At 72.3% G+C, this 21,572-nt stretch carries 19 protein-coding genes; 11 read left to right on the top strand and 8 right to left on the bottom strand.

Annotated elements, in window-relative coordinates; translation table 11 throughout:
• Genes VH969_RS02435 through VH969_RS02425 form a run of 3 tightly spaced genes read left to right on the top strand, consistent with a single transcriptional unit; the run spans position 1 to position 5,452 of the window.
• Positions 1-621, top strand: a complete 621-nt coding sequence (locus VH969_RS02435; RefSeq protein ID WP_331969609.1) for an L-threonylcarbamoyladenylate synthase — start codon at positions 1-3, stop codon at positions 619-621.
• Positions 622-670: 49 nt separating this feature from the next.
• The gene (hrpA, locus tag VH969_RS02430; protein ID WP_331969606.1) at positions 671-4,570 is read left to right on the top strand and encodes an ATP-dependent RNA helicase HrpA; all 3,900 of its coding nucleotides are present in this window, start codon (positions 671-673) and stop codon (positions 4,568-4,570) included.
• Positions 4,571-4,627: 57 nt separating this feature from the next.
• Positions 4,628-5,452, top strand: coding sequence for a peptidoglycan-binding protein (locus VH969_RS02425; protein WP_331969602.1), 825 nt, complete (start codon positions 4,628-4,630; stop codon positions 5,450-5,452).
• Between the two features lie 107 nt (positions 5,453-5,559).
• Here the strand turns inward: VH969_RS02425 and VH969_RS02420 are convergent, their stop codons facing one another.
• A complete protein-coding gene (locus VH969_RS02420) occupies positions 5,560-6,309 on the bottom strand; it encodes a DUF427 domain-containing protein (RefSeq protein ID WP_331969599.1) in 750 nt (249 codons plus the stop codon).
• 67 nt (positions 6,310-6,376) lie between these two features.
• Here VH969_RS02420 and VH969_RS02415 point away from each other — a divergent pair, with 67 nt between their 5' ends.
• Positions 6,377-7,366 (top strand): aldo/keto reductase, encoded by a 990-nt coding sequence (locus VH969_RS02415; RefSeq protein WP_331969596.1) that lies wholly within the window; start codon positions 6,377-6,379, stop codon positions 7,364-7,366.
• A 1-nt stretch (position 7,367) separates the two neighbouring features.
• On the opposite strand, the gene VH969_RS02410 is transcribed toward VH969_RS02415, so the two are convergent.
• Together VH969_RS02410 and VH969_RS02405 are read right to left on the bottom strand one after the other, a co-directional pair.
• Positions 7,368-7,604, bottom strand: a complete 237-nt coding sequence (locus VH969_RS02410; protein WP_331969593.1) for a hypothetical protein — start codon at positions 7,602-7,604, stop codon at positions 7,368-7,370.
• A complete protein-coding gene (locus VH969_RS02405) occupies positions 7,601-8,767 on the bottom strand; it encodes a S8 family peptidase (protein WP_331969590.1) in 1,167 nt (388 codons plus the stop codon). The genes VH969_RS02410 and VH969_RS02405 overlap by 4 nt, the downstream gene beginning before the upstream one ends.
• A gap of 122 nt (positions 8,768-8,889) precedes the next feature.
• On the opposite strand from VH969_RS02405, the gene mshC reads away from it, so the two are divergent.
• Positions 8,890-10,128, top strand: a complete 1,239-nt coding sequence (mshC, locus tag VH969_RS02400) for a cysteine--1-D-myo-inosityl 2-amino-2-deoxy-alpha-D-glucopyranoside ligase (RefSeq protein WP_331969587.1) — start codon at positions 8,890-8,892, stop codon at positions 10,126-10,128.
• Here the strand turns inward: mshC and VH969_RS02395 are convergent.
• Together VH969_RS02395 and VH969_RS02390 are read right to left on the bottom strand one after the other, a co-directional pair.
• Positions 10,108-11,241, bottom strand: a complete 1,134-nt coding sequence (locus VH969_RS02395) for an MFS transporter (protein ID WP_331969584.1) — start codon at positions 11,239-11,241, stop codon at positions 10,108-10,110. The two genes, mshC and VH969_RS02395, sit on opposite strands and share 21 nt — an antisense overlap.
• Before the next feature lie 41 nt (positions 11,242-11,282).
• Positions 11,283-12,191 carry a PAC2 family protein gene (locus VH969_RS02390; protein WP_331969581.1) on the bottom strand — a complete coding sequence of 303 codons (909 nt, stop codon included), beginning with the start codon at positions 12,189-12,191 and terminating at the stop codon, positions 11,283-11,285.
• A gap of 52 nt (positions 12,192-12,243) precedes the next feature.
• Here VH969_RS02390 and metH point away from each other — a divergent pair, with 52 nt between their 5' ends.
• From metH to hisG, 4 genes are read left to right on the top strand one after another with little or no spacing between them, the layout of a single operon-like run.
• Positions 12,244-15,795, top strand: a complete 3,552-nt coding sequence (gene metH, locus VH969_RS02385; RefSeq protein WP_331969578.1) for a methionine synthase — start codon at positions 12,244-12,246, stop codon at positions 15,793-15,795.
• Positions 15,792-16,472, top strand: a complete 681-nt coding sequence (locus VH969_RS02380; protein WP_331969575.1) for an HAD family hydrolase — start codon at positions 15,792-15,794, stop codon at positions 16,470-16,472. The genes metH and VH969_RS02380 overlap by 4 nt, the downstream gene beginning before the upstream one ends.
• A gap of 19 nt (positions 16,473-16,491) precedes the next feature.
• Entirely contained in the window at positions 16,492-16,755 is a 264-nt protein-coding gene (locus VH969_RS02375) for a phosphoribosyl-ATP diphosphatase (protein WP_331969572.1), read from the top strand.
• Positions 16,756-16,776: 21 nt separating this feature from the next.
• Complete coding sequence (gene hisG / locus VH969_RS02370; RefSeq protein ID WP_331969569.1) at positions 16,777-17,622, top strand: ATP phosphoribosyltransferase; 846 nt, start codon at positions 16,777-16,779, stop codon at positions 17,620-17,622.
• A 107-nt stretch (positions 17,623-17,729) separates the two neighbouring features.
• Here the strand turns inward: hisG and VH969_RS02365 are convergent, their stop codons facing one another.
• Together VH969_RS02365 and VH969_RS02360 are read right to left on the bottom strand one after the other, a co-directional pair.
• Complete coding sequence (locus VH969_RS02365) at positions 17,730-18,509, bottom strand: thioesterase family protein (protein ID WP_331969566.1); 780 nt, start codon at positions 18,507-18,509, stop codon at positions 17,730-17,732.
• Between the two features lie 81 nt (positions 18,510-18,590).
• On the bottom strand, positions 18,591-19,469 hold the full coding sequence (locus VH969_RS02360) for a RecB family exonuclease (protein WP_331969563.1): 879 nt from the start codon (positions 19,467-19,469) through the stop codon (positions 18,591-18,593).
• A 99-nt stretch (positions 19,470-19,568) separates the two neighbouring features.
• Here VH969_RS02360 and VH969_RS02355 point away from each other — a divergent pair, with 99 nt between their 5' ends.
• On the top strand, positions 19,569-20,690 hold the full coding sequence (locus VH969_RS02355; RefSeq protein WP_331969560.1) for a site-2 protease family protein: 1,122 nt from the start codon (positions 19,569-19,571) through the stop codon (positions 20,688-20,690).
• Here the strand turns inward: VH969_RS02355 and VH969_RS02350 are convergent.
• Positions 20,687-21,430 (bottom strand): Rv0361 family membrane protein, encoded by a 744-nt coding sequence (locus VH969_RS02350; RefSeq protein ID WP_331969557.1) that lies wholly within the window; start codon positions 21,428-21,430, stop codon positions 20,687-20,689. The genes VH969_RS02355 and VH969_RS02350 overlap by 4 nt on opposite strands.
• A gap of 75 nt (positions 21,431-21,505) precedes the next feature.
• Between VH969_RS02350 and VH969_RS34435 the strand changes: the two genes are divergently transcribed.
• Positions 21,506-21,572 (top strand): hypothetical protein (locus VH969_RS34435; protein ID WP_414638414.1); only part of this gene is annotated, 67 nt, incomplete at its 3' end.

Raw genomic sequence — 21,572 nt, 5'->3', positions numbered from 1 at the left:
GTGGCGAAGTACTTCGACGTGCATCCGGAGAACCCGCAGCGGCGCTCGATCGGCCAGGTGGTCGCGATCCTGCGGGACGGCGGGCTGATCGCGTACCCGACCGACTCGTGCTTCGCCCTCGGCTGCCTCGCCGGCAACAAGAACGGCATGGAGCGCATCCGCCAGATCCGCCAGCTCGACGACCGGCACCACTTCACGCTGGTGTGCCACGACTTCGCGCAGCTGGGCCAGCTCGTCCACCTGTCCAACACGGTCTTCCGCGCGATCAAGGCCGCCACGCCCGGCAGCTACACCTTCATCCTCCCCGCCACCAAGGAGGTTCCGCGCCGGCTGCTCAACACGCGCAAGAAGACCGTCGGCGTGCGGATCCCGGACCACGTGGTGGCGCAGGCGATCCTCGACGAGCTGGGGGAGCCGCTGCTGTCGAGCACGCTGCTGCTGCCCGGCGAGGAGGATCCGATGACGCAGGGCTGGGAGATCAAGGAGCTCCTCGACCACGCCGTGGACGCGGTGATCGACTCCGGCGAGTGTGGCACCGAGCCGACGACCGTGGTCGACTATTCGACCGACGAGCCGGTCATCATCCGCAAGGGCGCGGGGGACCCGGCCCCGTTCGAGTAAGCGCGCCCGAAATAACCAGGTCGCGCCGGCCGTTACGCTGAGCAGACGTATGACTGTGCCACGTACGAGCCCCAGTCCGGCCGACCTCCGCAAGCGCCTCGGTGAGCTGACGCTGCGCGACGAGCGGCGGCTGCGGCGCAGGCTCGACGGGCTCGGCAAGATCCGCGACGACTCGGTGAAGCGGCAGCGGGCCGCCGAGATCGCCGCCGAGGTCGACAAGGCCGCCGCGCGCGTCGAGCGCCGCCGGGCCGCGGTACCGGTGATCAGTTACCCCGAAGAGCTGCCGATCAGCCAGAAGCGGGACGCGATCCGCAAGGCGATCGCCGAGCACCAGGTCGTGATCGTGGCCGGCGAGACCGGCTCGGGAAAGACGACGCAGCTGCCCAAGATCTGCCTGGAGCTCGGTCGCGGCGTGCGTGGTCAGATCGGACACACCCAGCCACGCCGGATCGCCGCGCGCACGGTCGCGGAGCGGATCTCCGACGAGCTCGACGTGCCGCTCGGCGGCGCGGTCGGCTGGAAGATCCGGTTCACCGACCAGGTCGGCGACGACACGCTGGTCAAGCTCATGACCGACGGCATCCTGCTCGCCGAGCTGCAGTCCGACCGCCAGCTCCGACAGTACGACACGCTGATCATCGACGAGGCGCACGAGCGCAGCCTCAACATCGACTTCATCCTCGGCTACCTCAAACGGCTGCTGCCGCGCCGCCCGGACCTGAAGGTGATCATCACCTCGGCCACGATCGACCCGGAGCGGTTCTCCCGGCACTTCGACGAGGCCCCCATCGTCGAGGTATCCGGCCGCACCTACCCGGTCGAGGTGCGCTACCGCCCGGTCGTGGACCCCGACGACCCGGACGCCGACCCAGACCGCGACCAGACCCAGGCGATCCTCGACGCGGTCGACGAGCTGTGCGCCGAGGGACCCGGCGACATCCTCGTCTTCCTGTCCGGCGAGCGGGAGATCCGCGACACCGCGGACGCGCTCGTCGCCCAGGACCGGCCCGGCACCGAGATCCTGCCGCTGTACGCCCGGCTGTCCACTGGGGAGCAGAAGCGGGTCTTCCAGCCGCACCGCGGCCGGCGGGTCGTGCTCGCGACCAACGTCGCCGAGACCTCGCTGACCGTGCCGGGCATCAAGTACGTGATCGACCCCGGCTTCGCGCGGATCTCCCGGTACTCAAACAGGTTGAAGGTCCAGCGGCTGCCGATCGAGAAGATCTCGCAGGCCTCCGCCAACCAGCGCACCGGCCGCTGCGGGCGTACCTCGGACGGCATCTGCGTCCGGCTCTACGCCGAGGACGACTTCGACGCGCGCCCGGAGTTCACCGACCCGGAGATCCTGCGCACCAACCTCGCCTCGGTCATCCTGCAGATGGCCGCCGCCGACCTCGGCGACATTGCGGCGTTCCCGTTCGTCGAACCGCCCGACCGTCGGCACATCGCCGACGGCATGAACCTGCTGAACGAGCTCGGCGCGCTGGAGCGCGCCACGAAGGACACCGCGCAGACGACGGTGCCGCGCCTGACCCCGCTGGGCCGCAAGCTCGCCCGGCTGCCCGTCGACCCGCGGCTCGCCCGCATGGTGCTGGCCGCCGACCGCAACGGCTCGGTCAGCGAGGTCGTCGTGATCGCCGCCGCGCTGTCCATCCAGGACCCACGCGAGCGGCCGGTGGACAAGCAGGCGCAGGCCGACCAGCAGCACGCCCGCTTCCGTGACCCCGACTCGGACTTCCTGACCTTCCTCAACCTGTGGCGGTACCTGACCGAGCAGCGCAAGGAGCTGTCCGCGAACCGGTTCCGCAAGATGTGCCGCGCGGAGTTCCTCAACTACCTGCGCGTGCGCGAGTGGCAGGACGTCGCGGCGCAACTGCGCCAGATGGCCAAGGGCCTGGACGTCACGCCGAACGACACGCCGGCCGAGCCCGCGCGGATCCACCAGGCGTTGCTCTCCGGGCTGCTCTCGCACGTCGGCATGAAGGACCCGGCGAGCAAGGACTACCTCGGCGCGCGCAACGCGAGGTTCGGGATCTTCCCCGGTTCGGCGCTGTTCCGCAAGCAGCCGCGCTGGGTGATGGCCGCCGAGCTGGTCGAGACGACCCGGCTGTGGGGCCGGATCGTCGCGCGCATCGACCCGGACTGGATCGAGCCGATCGCCGGGCACCTCGTGCGGCGGACGTACAGCGAGCCCCGCTGGGAGAAGAAGCGCGCGGCGGTGATGGCGACCGAGCGGGTCACGCTGCTGGGCCTGCCGATCGTCGTCGACCGGGCGGTGAACTACGGGCGGATCGACCCCGAGGTGTCCCGCGAGCTGTTCCTCCGGCACGCGCTCGTGCAGGGGGAGTGGCACTCGAACCACCGGTTCCTGCGGCGCAACGCCGAGCTGCTCGCCGAGGCCGAGGAGCTGGAGCACAAGGCGCGGCGGCGCGACATCGTCGTCGACGAGGAGACGTTGTTCGACTTCTACGACCGGCGGGTCGGCGCGGAGGTCGTGTCCGGCCGGCATTTCGACACCTGGTGGAAGAAGGCGCGGCGCACCGAGCCCGACCTGCTGACGTTCGACCCGGCGATGCTGGTGCATCCCGGGGCGGGCGACGTGAGCCCGGACGCGTACCCGGACGCCATGTCCCACAACGACATCCGGCTCGGGTTGGCGTACCGGTTCGAGCCCGGCACGGCCACCGACGGGGTGACCGTCCAGGTGCCGCTGGCGCTGCTGGGCAAGGTCAGCGCGGACGGCTTGCCGTGGCAGATCCCGGGCATGCGCGACGAGCTGATCACCGCGCTCATCCGCTCGCTCCCGAAGCCGTTGCGGCGCAACTTCGTGCCGGTGCCCGACTTCGCCGCGGCCGTCCGCGACCGGCTCGCGTCGGTCGCCGAGCCGACGCTGGACCAGGTCGCCGCCGAGCTGCGCGCGCTCAGCGGCGTGGTCGTACCGCCGGACGCGTGGCAGCTCGAGGCGGTGCCGCAACACCTGCGCACGACCTTCCAGGTCGTGGACGGCGACCGGCCCGTGCTCGAGGGCAAGGACCTCGGGGCGCTCAAGCGGGAGCTCGCCACGCAGGTGCGTGAGTCGCTGGCCGCCGGCTCCGAAGGGATCACACAGGAGGGCCTGACCGCGTGGACGTTCGGCACGCTCTCGCGCAGCGTGTCGCTTGAGCGTGCGGGCCAGCACGTGACCGCGTACCCGGCGCTCGTCGACACCGGCTCGTCGGTCGCGATCCGGCTGTTCGACGACCCGGCCGAGCAGGCGCGGGAGATGTGGCGGGGGACCCGGCGGCTGGTGCTGCTCACAGTGCCCTCGCCGGTGAAGCAGGTCGTCCGCCGGTTGCCGAACGCCGCGAAGCTCGCGCTGTCGGCGAACCCGCACGGCAGCGTGCCGGCCCTGCTGGCGGACTGCCTCGACGCGGCGGCCGACGCGCTGATCGCCGCGGCGGGTGGTCCGGTGTGGACACCCGAGGAGTTCGCGGCGCTCTGTACGGCGGTCCGGTCGGATCTCGCGGACACGGTGTACACGGCGCTGGACCGGGTGCGCGGCGTGCTGACCGTCGACGCGTCGGTGGACGCCGCGCTGTCCCGGATGACTGGACAGGTCTTCGCCGAGTCGATCGCGGACATGCGGGCGCAGCGAGCCGCCTTGGTGTACAAGGATTTCGTCACCGCGACCGGCCTCGCTCGCTTGTCCGATGTGGAGCGTTACCTGCGGGGCATCGAGCGGCGGCTGGACAAGCTGCCGGAGCGCCCGGACCGGGATCTCGAGTGGACGTACGCGGTGCAGGACGTGCAGCAGGCGTACGCGGAGGTACGCGGCCGCCCGGGCGACGACGGTTCGATCCGGTGGATGATCGAGGAGCTGCGGATCGGCTACTTCGCCCAGACCCTCGGAACGGCGTACCCGGTGTCGGAGAAGCGCCTCTACAAGGCGATTGACTCCCTCTTGCCATAACCCGCCCGCCACGGTTGACTCTTGACCTAGATCGTCGACTCTTGGTGAGGAGTTGTCATGGGGGTTCGCCTCGTCGTGGGCGCAAGCCTGCTCGCTCTGGTCGCCGGCGCCGTGGCGGTGCCCGCGTTCGCCGCACCCGCGCTGCCGGCCGCGAACATGGAGGCGGTGATCAAGGCGGCCCAGATCGACCCGCGCCGGCCGGACACGACCCCGACGACCGGCGCGAAGGCCAGCGTGCTGCTGGTCGAGCAGGCGCTGGACGCGAAGAACCTGCTGGCCCCGACGTACGTGGACGGGCACTTCGGCACGAAGACCATCGACGCGTACGCGGCCTGGCAGCGCTCGCTCGGCTACACCGGCCTCGACGCCTCGGGCCTGCCCGGTCGCACCTCGCTGCAGACGCTGGGTGAGGGCCGCTTCACGGTGACGCACCTGCTCACCCCGGGTGCGCACGTCACGTACCACGGCGCCACGATGAACACCCGCACCAAGGCGATGCTGGTCGAGGCGGAGACCCTGCTCGGCCGGCAGCTGGGAATCACGCAGGGCTCGTACAACCCGGGCGGGGACCCGTCGTCCGCCGGCACGCACGACGGCGGCGGCGCGCTGGACATCTCCGTGTCGGGCATGTCGGAGGCCACCCAGACCACGGTCGTGCGGCGGCTGCGCCAGGTCGGCTTCGCCGCCTGGCGCCGTACCCCGTCACAGGGCGACTGGGGCTTCCACATCCACGCGATCGCCATCTCCGACACCGACCAGTCGCCCGCCGCGCAACATCAGGCCGGCGACTACTACCTGGGCCTGAACGGCCTGGCGAACCACGGCCCGGACGACGGCCCCCAGGTCACGAAGGTGACATGGGAGGAGTACCAGCGCGCCTGACTCGCCACACGCCATGTTGAACGCCGGCCTCCGGCCCCCGACCACCACGCTACCGGCGACCACCGACAAGATCGGTGCGAGTGGCTGAGCACTGTGGACAACCGGCGTCAGCTGAACGGGGTGCGCGGGCGTGACACCGGCTCGCCGTCGATGGTGATGTCGACCTTCTCGTTGTAGAAGCACGCCAGGCCGGTGACCTTCTGGCTCTCCGGCAGGGGCGAGCGGTAGATCCACACGATGTTCTCGTGCACGTCCTCGCCCGTGTCGAGGTGCCAGTACGACGCGGTGCCCTTGTACGGGCAGTGCGTGTGGAGGTCGGACGGGCGCAGCAGGTCCATCCGCACGTCCGGCAGCGGCAGGTAGTACCGCGGCGGCAGGCCGGTCTCGAACAGGATCCGCGGCTGGTGCGAGTCCGCCACCGTGACGCCGTCGACCTCCACGACCACGTGCCGCGAGCTGGCCAGGATGTCGACCCGCTTGTACGGGTCGCGCGGGTGGACGTAGATCGGCTCGTCCTCCTCCAGCCACTCGTCCATCGCGTCGAAGTGGAGCTTCACCAGGTCGCGCAGCTCCGGGATCGGCGAGGCGAGGTAGCGGCTGGCCGCGGTCTTCACGACCGTGCCGTCGACGACCACGTCGTACAGCGTCGCCTCGCCGCGGCTGGGGGAGTGCTCGGTCGAGCCGGTCGCCTCCAGCTTCGCGTGGAGATCGGCGAGCGGCACGTAGAGCGTCGGGTAGTACGGGATTTCCCATACCAGGGCCGGGTTTCGCGTATCGGCCACGAGGTGACCGCCCACGTACGCGCGAATACGCTTCGGACTCGTCTCGACCTTGACCCGGCCACGCGATTCACCCATGCGCACAAAAGTACTCCGAAAAAAAGGGCTGGACCCGAAGCGCGCTCCAGGTTCCAGGATGGGGTACATGACTTCACAGACGAACATCTGGACGGGGAAGCGGAGGCTGGGAGACGCCGAGGTCAGCGCGCTCGGCTTCGGGTGCTGGGCGATCGGCGGCCCGTTCTCCGACAAGGACGGCCGGCCGCTCGGCTGGGGCGAGGTCGACGACGAGGAGTCGATCCGCGCGGTGCACTGCGCGCTCGACCTCGGCGTGACGTTCTTCGACACTGCCGACGTGTACGGCGCGGGCCACAGCGAGGAGGTGCTCGGCCGCGCGCTGGCCGGCCGCCGTGACGAGGTGGTGATCGCGACCAAGTGGGGCAACCTGTTCGACCCGGACACCAAGGTGCTCAACGGGAACGACATCTCCCCGGCGTACGCCCGCCGTGCCGTGGAGGCGTCGCTGCGCCGGCTGCGCACCGACCACATCGACCTCTACCAGCTCCACCCGCAACCGTCCATTGAGGAAGCCGCGCCACTCGTGGACGCCTGCGAGAAGCTCGTCGCCGAGGGGCTCATCCGCGGCTACGCCTGGAGCGTCGACGACCCCGAGCGCGCCGCGTCGTTCGCCGCCGGCGAGCACGGGATCGCCGTGCAGCACGAGCTGAGCGTCCTGCACGACGACCCGGAGATGCTCGCCATGTGCGACCGGTACGACATCGCGAGCGTCAACCGCACGCCGCTCGCCATGGGCCTGCTCGGCCGCCGCACGACCGGCACGCCGACGACCGGCACCGACATCCGCTCGGACACGCCGGAATGGTTGCGGTTCTTCGAAGACGGCGTGCCGACGGCCGAGTGGGCGAAGCGGGTGAACGCCGTCCGCGAGATCCTCACCAGCGACGGCCGCACGCTCGCCCAGGGCGCGCTCGGGTGGATCTGGGCCCGCAGCCCGCGCACGATCCCGATCCCGGGCTTCCGCAACGTGGCCCAGGCCGAGGAGAACGCGGGCGCGTTGCGGCACGGCCCGCTGCGTACCGAGCAGCTGGCCGAGATCGCCGCGGTGCTCGGCTGACCTACTGGACCGGCGAGTCCGGCGGGGCCAGCCCGAACGACTGCTGCGGCTCGACGTCGGCGACCCCGGGCACGGTCGACAGCGTGGAGATCCGGTCGCTGTCGACCGTGCCGGTGACGACGCCGGCCGCGGCGAGAACCTCACCCACCCGCAGGCCGGCGTCGCGAAGCCCGTCGACCACTACGGACAGGTCGCCGAGCCGGTCGTCCGCCACCGAGACGAGTACGGGAACGATCACGGGGCCTGGACCATGCCCGAGCCCACGTCCGTCGACGGGAGCTTCAGCCGGCGTGCGGTCTGCGCCAGCCGGGCCCACAGCTCGTAGCCGCTCGCGCCGGTCGACTGCGCGATGAGTGCCGCGATGCCGGCCGCGTGCGGCGTGGCCATGCTGGTGCCGGAGATCCGCCGGTACCGCGTGGGCAGCGGCCAGCTCGAGTACACGTCCACCCCCGGGCCGACGATGTCCACGGCGCCGACCGCGTCGACCGTGGCGCTGGAGAAGTCGGCGATCTTCTCGCGCACGTCCACCGCCCCGACGGCGAGGATCGACGGGCAGTTCGCGGGATGCCCGACCGGCGCGATGCCGCCGTGCGCGCGGTCGCTCTCGTTGCCGGCCGCGGCGATGATGAGCGTGCCGCGCGCGAGCGCCCGGCTCGCCACCCGCTCGTAGGTCCGCGAGTACGGCTGGCCCGGCCGCACGGCCGCGCCGAGCGACATCGACACGACCCGGCACCCGTTCTGGATCGCCCACGCGATGCCGGCGAGGATCCCGCCGTCCGCGCCCGACCCTGCGTTGCTGAGCACCTTGCCCGCATAGATCTCCGCCTCGTACGCGACGCCGTAGCCGGGCCCGCTCGCCGGGCGGCGCGGGCCGCACGACGTGCCGACGCAGTGCGTGCCGTGCCCGTGGCCGTCCTGCACCTCCTCGCCTTCGACGAACGACTTCGACGTGATCGTCCGGCCGGCGAGGTCCGGGTGGGTCAGGTCGAGTCCGGTGTCCAGCACCGCGACCCGGACGCCGGCACCGGTCACCGCGCTGTGCGGCGCGCCCACCGCCTGCAGCCCCCAGGTGAACGTGGTCTCGTCGACCTCGGTCGCCTTCTCGGTGGGCGCCGCGATGGCCTGGACGTACCGTTCCGGTTCGACCAGCGCGATCGGTCCGGGCTGGTCGACGGCGGCGGTCAGCGAGGTCAGCTGGTCGGGGTTCGCGGACACCAGCGCCACGCCCAGCTCGCGCAGCACCAGCCCCTCGGCCTCCCACAAGGGCTGGGCGAGTCCTGCCTGCGCCGAGTCCACCGCGCGGATCCCGGCCACCCGGTTCAGCTCCCGGGTCGCCCCGCTCCAGTCGTCCTCCAACAGGACCAGATACCTGCCGGTCGTACCGCTCTGTGCCGATGTCATGAGTTCCTCTTCCGCTCGAGCCCCTCCGCAGCTGAAGAATCGCGTGCGCTCCGCGGGCTGTAACGGGGGTCACATGTGGACGGCCAGGGCCGGCCGATCGACCGGCCGTTACTGTCGAATACATGCAGAGCTGGCCATCCCATCCGGTACCGCGCGTCCCCGGCACGCCGCGCCCGCTGCGGCTGTACGACACGTCGACCGGGGAGATTCGCCCGACCGCACCCGGCGCCACGGCGAGGATGTACGTCTGCGGGATCACCCCGTACGACGCCACTCACCTCGGGCACGCCGCCACGTACCTCGCGTTCGATCTGGTGCACCGGGTGTGGCTGGACAACGGTCACGAGGTCCACTATGTGCAGAACGTGACCGACGTCGACGACCCGCTGCTGGAGCGCGCCGCGCGGGACCAGAGCGACTGGGTCGTGCTCGGCATGCGGGAGATCGCGCTCTTCCGCGAGGACATGGCGGCGCTGCGGGTGCTGCCCCCGCGGAACTACCTCGGCGCGGTCGAGTCGATTCCGGAGATCGTCGAGGCGGTGGCGAAGCTGCTGTCCGCCGGCATGGCCTACCGCGCCGACGACCCCGAGTACCCGGACATCTACTTCGCCCACGACGCGTCCGGCCGCTTCGGCTCGGTGTCGAACTACGACGACCCGACGATGCGCGAGTTCTTCGCCGACCGCGGCGGCGACCCGGACCGGCCCGGCAAGCGGCACCCGCTCGACGCGCTGTTGTGGCGCGTGGCGCGGCCGGGCGAGCCGAGCTGGGACTCCGAGCTGGGCGCCGGCCGCCCGGGCTGGCACGTGGAGTGCAGCGTGATCGCGCAGAACCGGCTCGGCATGGGCTTCGACCTGCAGGGTGGCGGCACGGACCTGATCTTCCCGCACCACGAGTTCAGCGCCGCGCACGCGGAGGCGTTGACCGGCCTGCACCCGTTCGCCCGGCACTACGCGCACGCGGGGATGATCGGCCTGGACGGCGAGAAGATGTCCAAGTCGCGTGGCAACCTCGTGTTCGTCTCCCGGCTGCGCGCCGACAAGGTGGACATGATGGCGCTGCGGCTGGGCCTGCTGTCGGGCCACTACCGCGAGGACCGCGCGTGGACGCAGGAGGTGCTCGCCGAGGCCGAGGCCCGGCTGGTCCGGTGGCGCGCGGCGACCGCGCAGGAGTCGGGCCCGGACGCGACCGGCACGATCACGCGGCTGCGTGACCACCTGTCGAACGACCTGGACACCCCGCAGGCCCTGCGCGCGGTGGACGCCTGGGCCGACGACGCCCTGTCCGGCTCCGGCCACGACCGCGCGGCACCGGTGGAGATCCGCGCCGCGGTCGACGCGCTACTGGGCGTGCTGCTCTGAGCCGTCGGTCCGCCTGCCGGCGAGCAGGGCCAGCGGCGTGACCGTGATCAGCAACGCCGCGGGCAGCAGGAAGCCGGCCGCCGCCGAGAGGTGGTAGACCGGCGTGAGGGCGATCGGCGTCAGCGACGCGCCGACGAACCGGAACGCCTGCACCACCGACACCGCGCCCGCCCGGTTCGGTCCCGGGCCGGTCAGCACCAGCGCGTTCAGGCCGACCTGCAGGAACTGGGCGAAGAAGCCGGCCACGGCCCACGCCAGCGCCACCGCGGGCAGCCACGTGATCAGCCCGATCAGCGCGACCGGCACCGCGCCCGCGACCCCGCCGACGAGTGCGCCCGTCCGCGCGCCGGTGCGCTCGATCAGCCGGCCGACCAGCCCGGCGGTCAGCATGCCGACCACGCCGAACGCGGTCAGCAGCACCCCGCGCGCACCCGCGCTCAGGCCGAACGCGTCGTCGGTGCGGAACGCGACGAGGAACGTCATGCCGCCCAGGCAGCCCCATCCGACAAGCGCCACCGCCGCCGCGCGCAGCACGTCCGGCCGCCACGCCGAGCGCAGCCGCACCGGCTCCCGCATCCGGCTCTCCGGCGTGGGCGGCAGGCCGATCACGGCGAGCGCCGCCGCCGCGACGGCCACGCCGACGAACGCGAGCCGCCAGGTCGCCTCCGCCGCGATCCCGCCGAGCAGCGGTGCCGAGGTCTGGCCGGCGGCCTGCAGCGACGCGAACAGGCCGAGGGAGCGGCCCAGCCGCGCCCTCGGGGTCGTCGCCGCGATCGTGGCCAGCAGCAGGGGAGTCGTGAACGAGTTCGCCACGCCCTGCACGGCCCGGCCGGCGAGCAGCAGCGGAAACGTCCCCGCCACCACGCACAGCAGCGAGCCCACGATCGACACGACGTATGCGCCGAGGATGCTGCGCCGCAGCCCCCAGCGCGCGCCGAGCGTGCCGGAGAACAGCATCAGCGCCGCGAACGGCACCAGGTACGCGGTGATCGTCCACGACGCGGTGGGCGCGGATATGCCGAAGTCGGCACCCAGCTCCGGCAGCATCGCCGCGGTGACGCCGCCGCCGAACGGCCCCAGGAACCCGCCGGCGTGCACACCGGCGCGGGCCAACCCGCGACGGGAGAGCCGCCGGTTCCCGAGGCCGACCAACGTCAGGACGGGCCGGCGGACCCGCGGCCGGGACCACCCGGACGCCGCCGGCGCAGGTACCGCTCGAACTCCGCGGCGATCGCGTCGCCGCTGGTCTCGTTCAGCGCGGTCTCCGCGTCGCCCCGCTCCTCCAGCGCGCGGACGTAGTTGCGCACGTCCTCGTCCTCGGCGGCCATCTCGCTGACCGTCTGCTGCCACTCCTCGGCCTGGTCGGGCAGTTGGCCGAGCGGCACCTCCATGTCGAGGACCTCCTCGACCCGGTGCAGCAGCGCGAGCGTGGCCTTCGGCGAGGGCGGCTGGGAGACGTAGTGCGGCACCGCGGCCCAGATGGAGATCGCCGGCACGCCGGCCTGCACGCACGCGTCCTGCAGCACGCCGACGATCCCCGTCGGACCCTCGTAGCGCGACCGCTCCAGCCCGAACTGCGCGGCCGACGCGGCGTCGTAGGCGGTCCCGGTCACCGGCACCGGGCGGGTGTGCGGGGTGTCGGCGAGCAGCGCGCCGAGCGTTACGACCGTGGTGATGCCGAGCCGGTCGATGTGGTCGAGCAGCTCGTCGCAGAACTTGCGCCACCGCATGTTCGGCTCGATGCCGTGCACGAGGACGACGTCGCGGTTGGCTCCGGGCGGGCGGCACACCGACAGCCGGGTGGTCGGCCACTCGACCCGCCGCGTCACCCCGTCCACGAGGCGGACGGTCGGGCGGGTCACTTGGAAGTCGTAGTAGTCGTCCGGGTCGATCTCGGCCAGCTCGGTCGCCTCCCACGTGAGCTGGAGGTGCTCGATGGCGGCACTGGCCGCGTCACCGGCGTCGTTCCAGCCTTCGAAGGCGGCCACGAGTACGGGCTCGGTGAGCTCGGGCCCATCGTCCTCGGGTGGCTGGTTCGTCGGCTCCTGGTCGGGATCGGTCACCGGGCCAGCCTACGACCCGTGCCGGGTGGCGGGGGATCGTAGGCTGGGTCGCATGCCAGCCGACGCCGACTTCGGGCTGCTCGAGGCCGTGTCCGACCGGGTGATCGTCGCCGACGGGGCGATGGGCACGATGCTGCAGGCCGCGGACCTCACGCTCGACGACTTCGCCGGGCTCGAGGGGTGCAACGAGATCCTCAACGTGACGCGCCCGGACGTCGTCCGCGCGGTCCACCGGGGGTACCTCGAGGCCGGCGCCGACGCGGTCGAGACCAACACTTTCGGGGCGAATCTCGCCAACCTCGGCGAGTACGACATCGCCGGGAGGATCTTCGAGCTCGCCGAGGCGGGCGCCCGGCTGGCCCGCGAGACGGCCGACGAGTTCGCCGACCCCGGCCGGCCCCGGTTCGTGCTCGGCTCGGTCGGGCCCGGCACCAAGCTGCCCACCCTCGGGCACGTCACGTTCGCCGCGCTGCGCGACGCGTACCTCGAGCAGGTGCGCGGGCTGCTCACCGGCGGCGTGGACGCGGTTATCGTCGAGACCTGCCAGGACGTACTGCAGGCGAAGTCGGCGATCCTGGGCGCCAAGCGCGCGATGGCCGCCGAGGGGCGGCGGGTACCGATCATCGCCCAGGTGACCGTGGAGACCACCGGCACGATGCTGCTCGGCACGGAGATCGGCGCCGCGCTCGCCGCGCTCGAGCCGCTCGGCGTCGACCTTATCGGCCTCAACTGCGCCACCGGCCCGGCCGAGATGAGCGAGCACCTGCGGTACCTCGCCAAGCACGCCCGCGTCCCGGTGTCGGTCATGCCCAACGCTGGCCTGCCCGAGCTGGGCCCGGACGGCGCCGTCTACCCGCTGACCCCCGAGGAGCTGGCCTCGTCGCTCGCGGGCTTCGTGGCCGAGTTCGGCACCCGGCTCGTCGGCGGCTGCTGCGGCACGGCCGGCGAGCACGTCCGCCAGGTCGCCGCGGCCGTGCGCGACGTGGCCCCGGCGCGGCGCCGGCCGCGGGCCGAGCCGGGCGTGTCGTCGCTGTACCAGTCGGTGCCCTTCGCGCAGGACGCGAGCGTGCTGGTGATCGGCGAGCGGACCAACGCCAACGGCTCGAAGGCGTTCCGCGAGGCGATGCTCGAGGGCCGGTTCGAGGACTGCGTGGAGATCGCCCGCGCGCAGACCCGGGACGGCGCGCACCTGCTCGATCTGTGCGTCGACTACGTGGGCCGGGACGGCGCCGCGGATATGGCCGAGCTCGCCGGCCGCTTCGCCACGGCCTCGACCCTGCCGGTCATGCTCGACTCGACCGAGCCGGAGGTCATCCTCGCCGGCCTGGAGCGGCTCGGCGGCCGGTGCGCGGTCAACTCGGTGAACTACGAGGACGGCGACGGCCCGGGGTCACGGTTCCGGCGGACGATGGAGCTGGTGCGCGAGCACGGCGCGGCGGTCGTCGTCATGTGCATCGACGAGGAGGGCCAGGCACGCACCGCCGAGTGGAAGGTGCGGGTGGCCGCCCGGACCATCGACGACCTCGTCGCCAACTGGGGCATGCGGGTGCACGACATCATCGTCGACACGCTGACGTTCCCGATCTCCACCGGTCAGGAGGAGACCCGTCGCGACGCGATCGAGACGATCGAGGCGATCCGCGAGCTCAAGCGGCGCTACCCGGACGTGAAGACCACGCTCGGCGTCTCGAACGTCTCCTTCGGACTCAACGCGGCCGCCCGCCAGGTGCTGAACTCTGTGTTCCTGCACGAGTGCGTGCAGGCGGGGCTCGACACCGCGATCGTCCACGCGTCGAAGATCGTGCCGATGGCACGCATCCCGGACGAGCAGCGCTCGGTCGCGCTCGACCTCGTCTACGACCGGCGGCGCGAGGGCTACGACCCGTTGCAGAAGCTGATGGAGCTGTTCGAGGGCGCGACCGTGTCGTCGGCGCGCGAGTCCCGGGCCGCCGAGCTCGCCGCGCTGCCGCTGTTCGAGCGGCTGGAGCGGCGGATCGTCGACGGCGAGCGCAACGGCCTCGACGACGACCTGGCCGCGGCGCTCGCGGAGCGCCCCGCGCTGGAGATCATCAACGACACGTTGCTGTCCGGCATGAAGACGGTCGGCGAGCTGTTCGGCTCCGGGCAGATGCAGCTGCCGTTCGTGCTGCAGTCGGCCGAGGTGATGAAGGCCGCGGTCGCCTACCTCGAACCGCACATGGAGAAGACCGACGACGACGGCAAGGGCCGGATCGTGCTCGCCACCGTGAAGGGCGACGTGCACGACATCGGCAAGAACCTCGTCGACATCATCCTGTCCAACAACGGCTACGACGTGGTCAACCTCGGCATCAAGCAGCCGATCACCACGATCCTCGACGCGGCCACCGAGCACCGCGCGGACGTCATCGGCATGTCGGGCCTGCTGGTGAAGTCCACGGTGATCATGAAGGAGAACCTCGAGGAGATGAACTCCCGCGGGGTGGCGCAGCGCTGGCCGGTGCTGCTCGGCGGTGCCGCGCTCACCCGGTCGTACGTGGAGAACGACCTCACGGAGATGTTCACCGGCGACGTCCGCTACGCCCGCGACGCGTTCGAGGGGCTGCGGCTGATGGACGGGCTGATGGCCGCGAAGCGCGGTGAGTCGGTCGCGCTCGACGAGGAGATGCAGGCCAAGGTGACCGAGCGCAAGGCCCGCCGGCAGCGTTCCCTGCGGGTGGCCGCGCGACGTGCCGCCGCCGAGCCAGACGAGCCGGCGCCGGCGCGCTCGGACGTGGCCACCGACGTGCCGCTGCCGGCGCCGCCGTTCTGGGGCCGGCAGGTCGTCAAGGGCGTACCGCTCGCGGACTACGCGTCCATGTTGGACGAACGGGCCACGTTCATGGGCCAGTGGGGCCTGCGCGGCGCGCGTGGCGGGTCCGGACCGTCCTATGCGGAGCTCGTGGAGACCGACGGCCGGCCGCGCCTGCGGTACTGGCTGGACCGGCTGACCACCGACGGCATCCTGCAGCACGCGGCCGTGGTGTACGGCTACTTCCCGTGCGTGGCCGAGAACGACGACCTCGTGGTGCTCGCCGCGCCGTCGCCGGACGCGGCCGAGCGGGTTCGGTTCACCTTTCCCCGGCAGCGCAAGGAAAGGCGGCTGTGCCTGGCGGACTTCCTCCGCCCCCGGCCGCTGGCGCTGCGGGCGGGGGAGGTCGACGTCGTCGCGTTCACGCTCGTGACGATGGGCCAGCCGATCGCGGAGTACGCGCAGGACCTGTTCGCCGCCGACTCCTACCGCGACTACCTCGAGGTGCACGGCCTGGGCGTGCAGCTGGCCGAGGCGCTCGCGGAGTACTGGCACCGGCGCGTCCGGCAGGAGCTGACGTTCGCCTCCGGCACGGCGGTGGCGGCCGAGGATCCGTCCGATGTGGAGGACTTCTTCAAGCTCGGCTACCGCGGCGCGCGCTTCTCGCTCGGTTACGGCGCCTGCCCGAACCTGGAGGACCGTGAGAAGATCGTGGCCTTGCTCGACCCGGAGCCGATCGGGGTGAAGCTCTCCGAGGAGTTCCAGCTGCATCCCGAGCAGTCGACCGACGCGATCGTCCTGCACCACCCGGAAGCCAAGTACTTCAACACATGACGCCTGCCCTCCCTGCCGCTGTCCTCTGGGACCTCGACGGCACGCTGCTGGACTCCGAGAAGCTGTGGGACATCCCGCTGTACGAGCTGACCGAGAAGCTGGGCGGTGAGCTGTCGCTGCCCACCCGCCAGGCGATGGTCGGCACCAACGTGAAGCGGACGCTGGACCTGGTCTACGGCGAGGTCGGCATCGACGCGCCGACCCCGGAACAGCTGGCCGACGGCGCGGCGTGGATCGACCGGCGGATGGCGGAGGTGTTCCGCGGCGACCTGCCCTGGCGGCCGGGCGCGCGATCCGCGCTCGCCATGGTCCGCGCGGCCGGCTTCCCGATGGCGCTGGTGACCTCGACCGAGCGGAACCTGACCGAGATCGCGCTGGACACGATCGGCCGGTCGCTGTTCGACGTGACCGTGTGCGGCGACGAGGTCGGCGGTCTGAACAAGCCACACCCGCAGCCGTACCTGCTGGCCGCGCGCCTGCTCGGCGTCGACCCGGCCGCGTGCGTGGCGATCGAGGACTCGCCGACCGGCACGGCGTCGGCTGCGGACGCGGGGTGCGCCGTGCTCGTCGTGCCGTGCGAGGTCGAGGTCGAGCCGGGGGAGCGGCGGTTCTTCCGGTCGTCGCTGGCGGGGCTCACGGTGGCCGAGCTCACCGCGCTGGTGGCGCGGGCGCGGTGAGATGGCAGGATCATCGTCCGTGAAGACGTTCGACGAGCTGTTCGCCGAACTCCGCGAGCGGGCCGAGCAGCGGCCCGAGGGCTCCGGCACCGTCGCCGCGCTCGACGCGGGGGTGCACGCGCAGGGGAAGAAGGTGCTCGAGGAGGCGGGCGAGGTGTGGATCGCCGCCGAGCACGAGTCCGACGAGCGCCTTGCCGAGGAGGTGTCGCAGCTGCTGTACCGCGTGCAGGTGCTGATGCTGGGCCGCGGCCTCGCCCTCGATGACGTGTACCGCCACCTCTGAGCCTCAAATTTGGGAGACACCATGCTGCGGGTAGCCGTGCCCAACAAGGGTGCGCTGGCCGGACCGTCCGCCGAGATGCTCGCCGAGGCGGGGTACCGCGGCCGCCACGACTCGCGGGACCTGACCGTGCTCGATCCGGGCAACGACGTCGAGTTCTTCTTCCTGCGCCCCAAGGACATCCCCATCTACGTCGGGTCGGGCGAGCTGGACCTCGGCATCACGGGCCGGGACCTCGCGCTGGACTCGGGCGCGCCGGTGACCGAGCGCCTCGCGCTGGGCTTCGGCACGTCGACCTTCCGCTACGCCGCGCCGGCCGGCCGTTCGTGGACGCCGGCTGACCTGGCCGGCAAGCGGCTCGCCACGTCGTACCCGCGGCTGGTGCGCGAGGACCTCCGCGAGCGCGGCATCTCGGCGGAGGTCATCCGGCTGGACGGCGCGGTGGAGATCTCCGTCCAGCTCGGCGTGGCGGACGCGGTCGCGGACGTCGTCGGCTCCGGGCGGACGCTGCGCCAGCACAACCTGGTGGCCTTCGGCGACCCGATCTGCGAGTCCGAGGCGGTCCTGCTGACCGGCACCTCGGCCGACGGCTCGCCGGCGAAGGACCAGATGGCGGCGCGGCTGCAGGGTGTCGTCTTCGCGCAGCAGTACATGATGCTGGACTACGACTGCCCCAAGGCCCTCCTGGAGGAGGCCGTCAAGGTCACTCCCGGGCTCGAGTCGCCGACCGTGGCACCGCTGAACGAGCCGGACTGGGTGGCGGTTCGGGCCATGGTGCCGCGCAACGAGGCGAACGTGGTCATGGATCGGCTCGCGGCCCTGGGAGCCAAGGCGATCCTGGCGTCGGACATCCGCTCCTGCCGCCTCTGAGGGGCCGTTCTCCGGCGTCCGCGCCGGTCTCCCCGGTGGGTCCGCCCGGTCTTGTTCGCTCGAGACGCGCCGCCGCACACGTGGCTGCGGTCCACAGTGGAGTTTCCTCAGCGTTGCGGGCGGATCACCAGCGCCTGCGCGCCCCGGCCAACCGGACCGTCCGCGTCGTGCAGGACGGTGAACGCCGTGCCCACCCCGTCCGGGCCGATGGCCGTCGCGGCGTCCAGCGCTATCCACTCGGCCCGCGGCTCGCGGTGCAGGTGGACGGTCAGCTCCGAGTTGATGAACAGCCACTCGTGCGGGTCGAGGCGGCCCGACACGCCGTTGCCCGAGTCCGCGACCACGAACAGGCGCTGCAGCCCGGTCGGCTCCTCGCCCGATACGAGCGCCACGTTCTGCCTGGCCCACACCGTCGCCGGGCCCGGTTCGCCCAGGTGGCCGGACAGCGCGCGCCACTCCATCGCGTCCAGGTAGCCCTTGCCCCAGTTCTCCGGGCGGTGCATGGGCTCACCCGCCGACGGCGGCGCCAGCGGCGGGTCGACCCGAGCCGCCACGGCCGAGGTGTCCGAGCGCAGGTGGCGCCACGCGCGGGCCCGGGCGACCGGCCGGCCACCCGCCGACAGCTCCGCGCTCAGCAACTCCACGGTCCGGCCCGGCCGCTCGACGCCGGCCGTCACCGCGACCTCGGCCACCGGCACCGGGCCGAGGATCTCCACCGTGAACCTCGCCAGCAGCATCGGCGCGGCCGAGGGCAGCCGCTCCAGCGCCCGCACCAGCAACGCGCTCGGCGGTCCCATGTGCTGCGACTGCGGCGACCACGGCCCGGTCGAGTGCACCGTCGAGGTGAACCGGCCCTCGCCGAGGGGCTCGTAGAACGCATCGCTCATGAACGCCAAGCTAGCCGGTGTCTCGCGGCTCGGGACGCCACGCACCCTTCGCAACCCACGCTTTGCATCCCGCGGAGACGGTCAGTCCGCGCGGTCCAGCGGTGTCTCCTCGCCCGCGTCCGGCTCCGGCCAGCCGGGGTAGGCCGGCGGCGTGCCACCGAACTCCGGGCACAGCGACCGGTGCGCGCACCAGTCGCACAACCGGCTGCGGTTGGGCCGGAAGTCGCCGTTCTTCCCGGCCCGCAGGATCGCCTGCCACACCGCGTCCAGCGTCCGCTCGAAACGGGTCAGCTCCGCCTCGTCCGGCGTGTACGTCAGCGACTGGCGGTCGGCCAGGTACATCAGGCGCAGCTGGCGCGGCACCGCGCCCCGCAGCCGCCACAGCACCAGCGCGTAGAACTTCATCTGGAACAGCGCCTTGGCCTCGCCGATCTCCCGCGGCGCCGTGCCGGTCTTGTAGTCGACCACCCGGATCTCGCCGGTCGGCGCGACATCGAGGCGGTCGATGTACCCGCGCAGCAGCACGCCCGAGCTCAGCTCGGTTTCCACCAGCAGCTCGCGCGCCTCGGGGTCGAGCCGGCGCGGGTCCTCCAGCGTGAAGTAGCCGTCGATGAGCCGGCTGGCCGACTCGAGCCAGCCCGCCAGGATCTCGTCGTCGCTGAACAGCTCCGCGAGCTCCGGCCGTTCCTCGCGCAGCCGCCGCCACACCGGCGACAGCAACGTGTGCGCCCGGTCCGGCGTCCGCTCGACCGCGGGCAGGCCGAACAGCTCCTCGAGCACCGCGTGCACCACGATGCCGCGTACCTGCGCCGGCGACGGGGTCTCCGGCAGCCGGTCGACCGCGCGGAACCGGTACAGCAGCGGGCACTGCTTGAAATCCCCGGCGCGGGACGGCGACAGGGCCGGTCTCCGTGGCGCCGGAACGTCGGCGGTGTCGGGGAGCTCGGCGGTCTCGGTCATGGCACAGACCCTAGGCGAGGGCACCGACACTCCGGGGAGCCGCGGCACGCGTGTCGGGCCATCACGACAGACCCACACCGGGACCCATACCCTGCAACGGTGAGTACGTGGAGCCCGGACCGCGACGGCGGCCTGCTGCTGTTCCGGTTCCGCGGGGTACCCGTGCTCCTGTCGCCGTCGTGGTGGATCGGCTCGGTCGCGGTCGTCGTGCTCTACGCGCCGCTCGTGGACCGCTTCCTGCCGCACGCGACCGCCGTGGTGTCGATCCTGCTGGCGGCCGCGTTCGCGATCCTGCTCGGTGCGTCCGTGCTGGCCCACGAGCTGGGGCACTGCGTCGTCGCGCTGAACCTGGGCATTCCCGTGCGCCGGCTGCGGCTCTTCCTCCTCGGCGGGCTGGCCGAGATCACGCGTACCCCACGACGGCCCGCGCACGAGGGCGTGATCGCTGCGGCCGGGCCGGCGGTCTCGGCGGTGCTCGCCGCCCTGTGCGGGGTCATCCTCCTGATCGTGCCGGCGCAGGGGCCGTTCTGGCTGCTGGTCCTCGAGTGCGCGGTGGCCAACGTCGCGGTCGCCGTGTTCAACCTGCTCCCGGGCCTGCCGCTGGACGGGGGGCGGATGCTGCGCGCCGGCGTGTGGGCGGTGTCGGGGGAGCGGGGCGTCGGCACGAAGGCCGCGGTGGTCGGCGGCTGGCTCGTCGCCGGGCTGCTCATGCTGTGGGCGCTGTGGGGCCTCGCCACCGAGACCCCGGACCGCTGGCTGCGGCTCGGCGTGTGCGCGCTGACCGCCTGGTTCGTCGCCTCCGGGGCACGCGGCGAGCTCGCCTCCGACCAGCGTCGCAGCTGGCCCGAGGGACTCCGGCTCGCCGATCTGACCCGGCCGATCCTGCAACTGCCCGCGGAGAGCCCGGTCGCCGACGCGCTGGGCGCCGCCGCCGGCCGCGGAGTGGTGCTGGTCCGCGCGGACGGCGTGGCCGCGGGCCTGCTCGACCCCTACGCCGCCGAGCGGCTGGCCGAACGCTCCCCGATGGCACCCGCCGAGCAGGCCGCCGAGCCGATCCGGCCGGAGTCCGTGCTGCTGGACTCCGAGCCGGGGGAGGACATCGTCGAGCGCGTCGAGGAGACCGCCGCCTGGCAGTTTCTGGTGGTGGACCAGGACGGCCGTCCCGCCGGCGTGCTCCGGCGGGAGGACCTGAAGGCCGGGCTGAGCGGCCGGCTGGGCTAGGTCGTCGGGATGGGGTTGGGCGGGAGCTCGCCGCTCGAGGGCCCGCCGTCCTCGCCGCCGTCCTGCCCGTCGCCACCCGGGCCGCTGTCGTTCTCGCCCTCGTAGACCCCGCAGACCTTCCAGTCGCCGCCCTCCTTGGCGACCGTCATGTCGACGCTGTCGGCGTCGTCGTCGCCGACCTCGCGCCGGGTCATCGTGAACGTGGCGCCGTCGGACGTGCGCTCGAAGTTCTTCATCCGGACCTGGACCCGGTCCCCGGCCCCTTGCGAGGCGCTGCTGCTCTCGCCGAAGTCCTTCGCCTGCTTGATCTCGGCGTCCATCTTCGAGAAGTCGGCGGCGCAGGTGACCGGTTCGAGCTTGCCGAGGTCGACGTCGGCGAGCGGGGTGTTGAGCACGTTCTCCATCTCGCGGACGTAGGTCTGGGCCGCGGCCCGGACGCCGCCCTCACCGCCGCCCCCACCCGAGCCCTGTCCGCGCGGGTCGTCGCGGGTGAGCAGCAGGTAGACGCCCACGCCACCACCGCCCACGACGAGGATCGCGACGAGCACCAGCGCGGTGATCAGGCCCTTGCGGGGCTTCTTCGGCGGTGGCCCGACCGGGTAGCCGCCCTGCGGGCCGGGTCCCCAGTGCGGCCCGGGCGGCGGTCCCTGGTACGGGCCGTGGTTGTAGGGGCCCTGGTTGTACGGGCCGGGCGGCTGCTGCGGGCCGGGTGGTCCGGGCGGTTGCGGCGGGTACGTCATGATCTCCCCCGTGTGATCGACAGTGGCACGCCGCCGACAGAGTAGTGTCACGCGGACTTTGGCGAAGGGAGCAGGGTGACGGAGGTCAGGGCGAGCGGACCGTTCCGGGAGGGGGATCGCGTTCAGCTGACCGATCCCAAGG

The sequence above is a fragment of the Actinophytocola sp. genome (assembly GCF_036555685.1).
Lineage (GTDB): Bacteria > Actinomycetota > Actinomycetes > Mycobacteriales > Pseudonocardiaceae > Actinophytocola.
Note: the sequence above shows the minus strand (reverse complement) of the source record. Positions and strands in the feature narration are given on the sequence as shown.

What these genes read in the sequence shown, in the direction of transcription:
- metH (WP_331969578.1), top strand. Translation starts at nt 12,244, where the DNA reads ATGCCAGCCGACGCCGACTTCGGGCTGCTCGAGGCCGTGTCCGACCGG.
- VH969_RS02350 (WP_331969557.1), bottom strand. Translation starts at nt 21,430, where the DNA reads ATGACGTACCCGCCGCAACCGCCCGGACCACCCGGCCCGCAGCAGCCG.
- hisG (WP_331969569.1), top strand. Translation starts at nt 16,777, where the DNA reads ATGCTGCGGGTAGCCGTGCCCAACAAGGGTGCGCTGGCCGGACCGTCC.
- VH969_RS02415 (WP_331969596.1), top strand. Translation starts at nt 6,377, where the DNA reads ATGACTTCACAGACGAACATCTGGACGGGGAAGCGGAGGCTGGGAGAC.
- VH969_RS02425 (WP_331969602.1), top strand. Translation starts at nt 4,628, where the DNA reads ATGGGGGTTCGCCTCGTCGTGGGCGCAAGCCTGCTCGCTCTGGTCGCC.
- VH969_RS02365 (WP_331969566.1), bottom strand. Translation starts at nt 18,509, where the DNA reads ATGAGCGATGCGTTCTACGAGCCCCTCGGCGAGGGCCGGTTCACCTCG.
- VH969_RS02360 (WP_331969563.1), bottom strand. Translation starts at nt 19,469, where the DNA reads ATGACCGAGACCGCCGAGCTCCCCGACACCGCCGACGTTCCGGCGCCA.
- VH969_RS02420 (WP_331969599.1), bottom strand. Translation starts at nt 6,309, where the DNA reads ATGGGTGAATCGCGTGGCCGGGTCAAGGTCGAGACGAGTCCGAAGCGT.
- VH969_RS02405 (WP_331969590.1), bottom strand. Translation starts at nt 8,767, where the DNA reads ATGACATCGGCACAGAGCGGTACGACCGGCAGGTATCTGGTCCTGTTG.
- hrpA (WP_331969606.1), top strand. Translation starts at nt 671, where the DNA reads ATGACTGTGCCACGTACGAGCCCCAGTCCGGCCGACCTCCGCAAGCGC.
- VH969_RS02380 (WP_331969575.1), top strand. Translation starts at nt 15,792, where the DNA reads ATGACGCCTGCCCTCCCTGCCGCTGTCCTCTGGGACCTCGACGGCACG.
- mshC (WP_331969587.1), top strand. Translation starts at nt 8,890, where the DNA reads ATGCAGAGCTGGCCATCCCATCCGGTACCGCGCGTCCCCGGCACGCCG.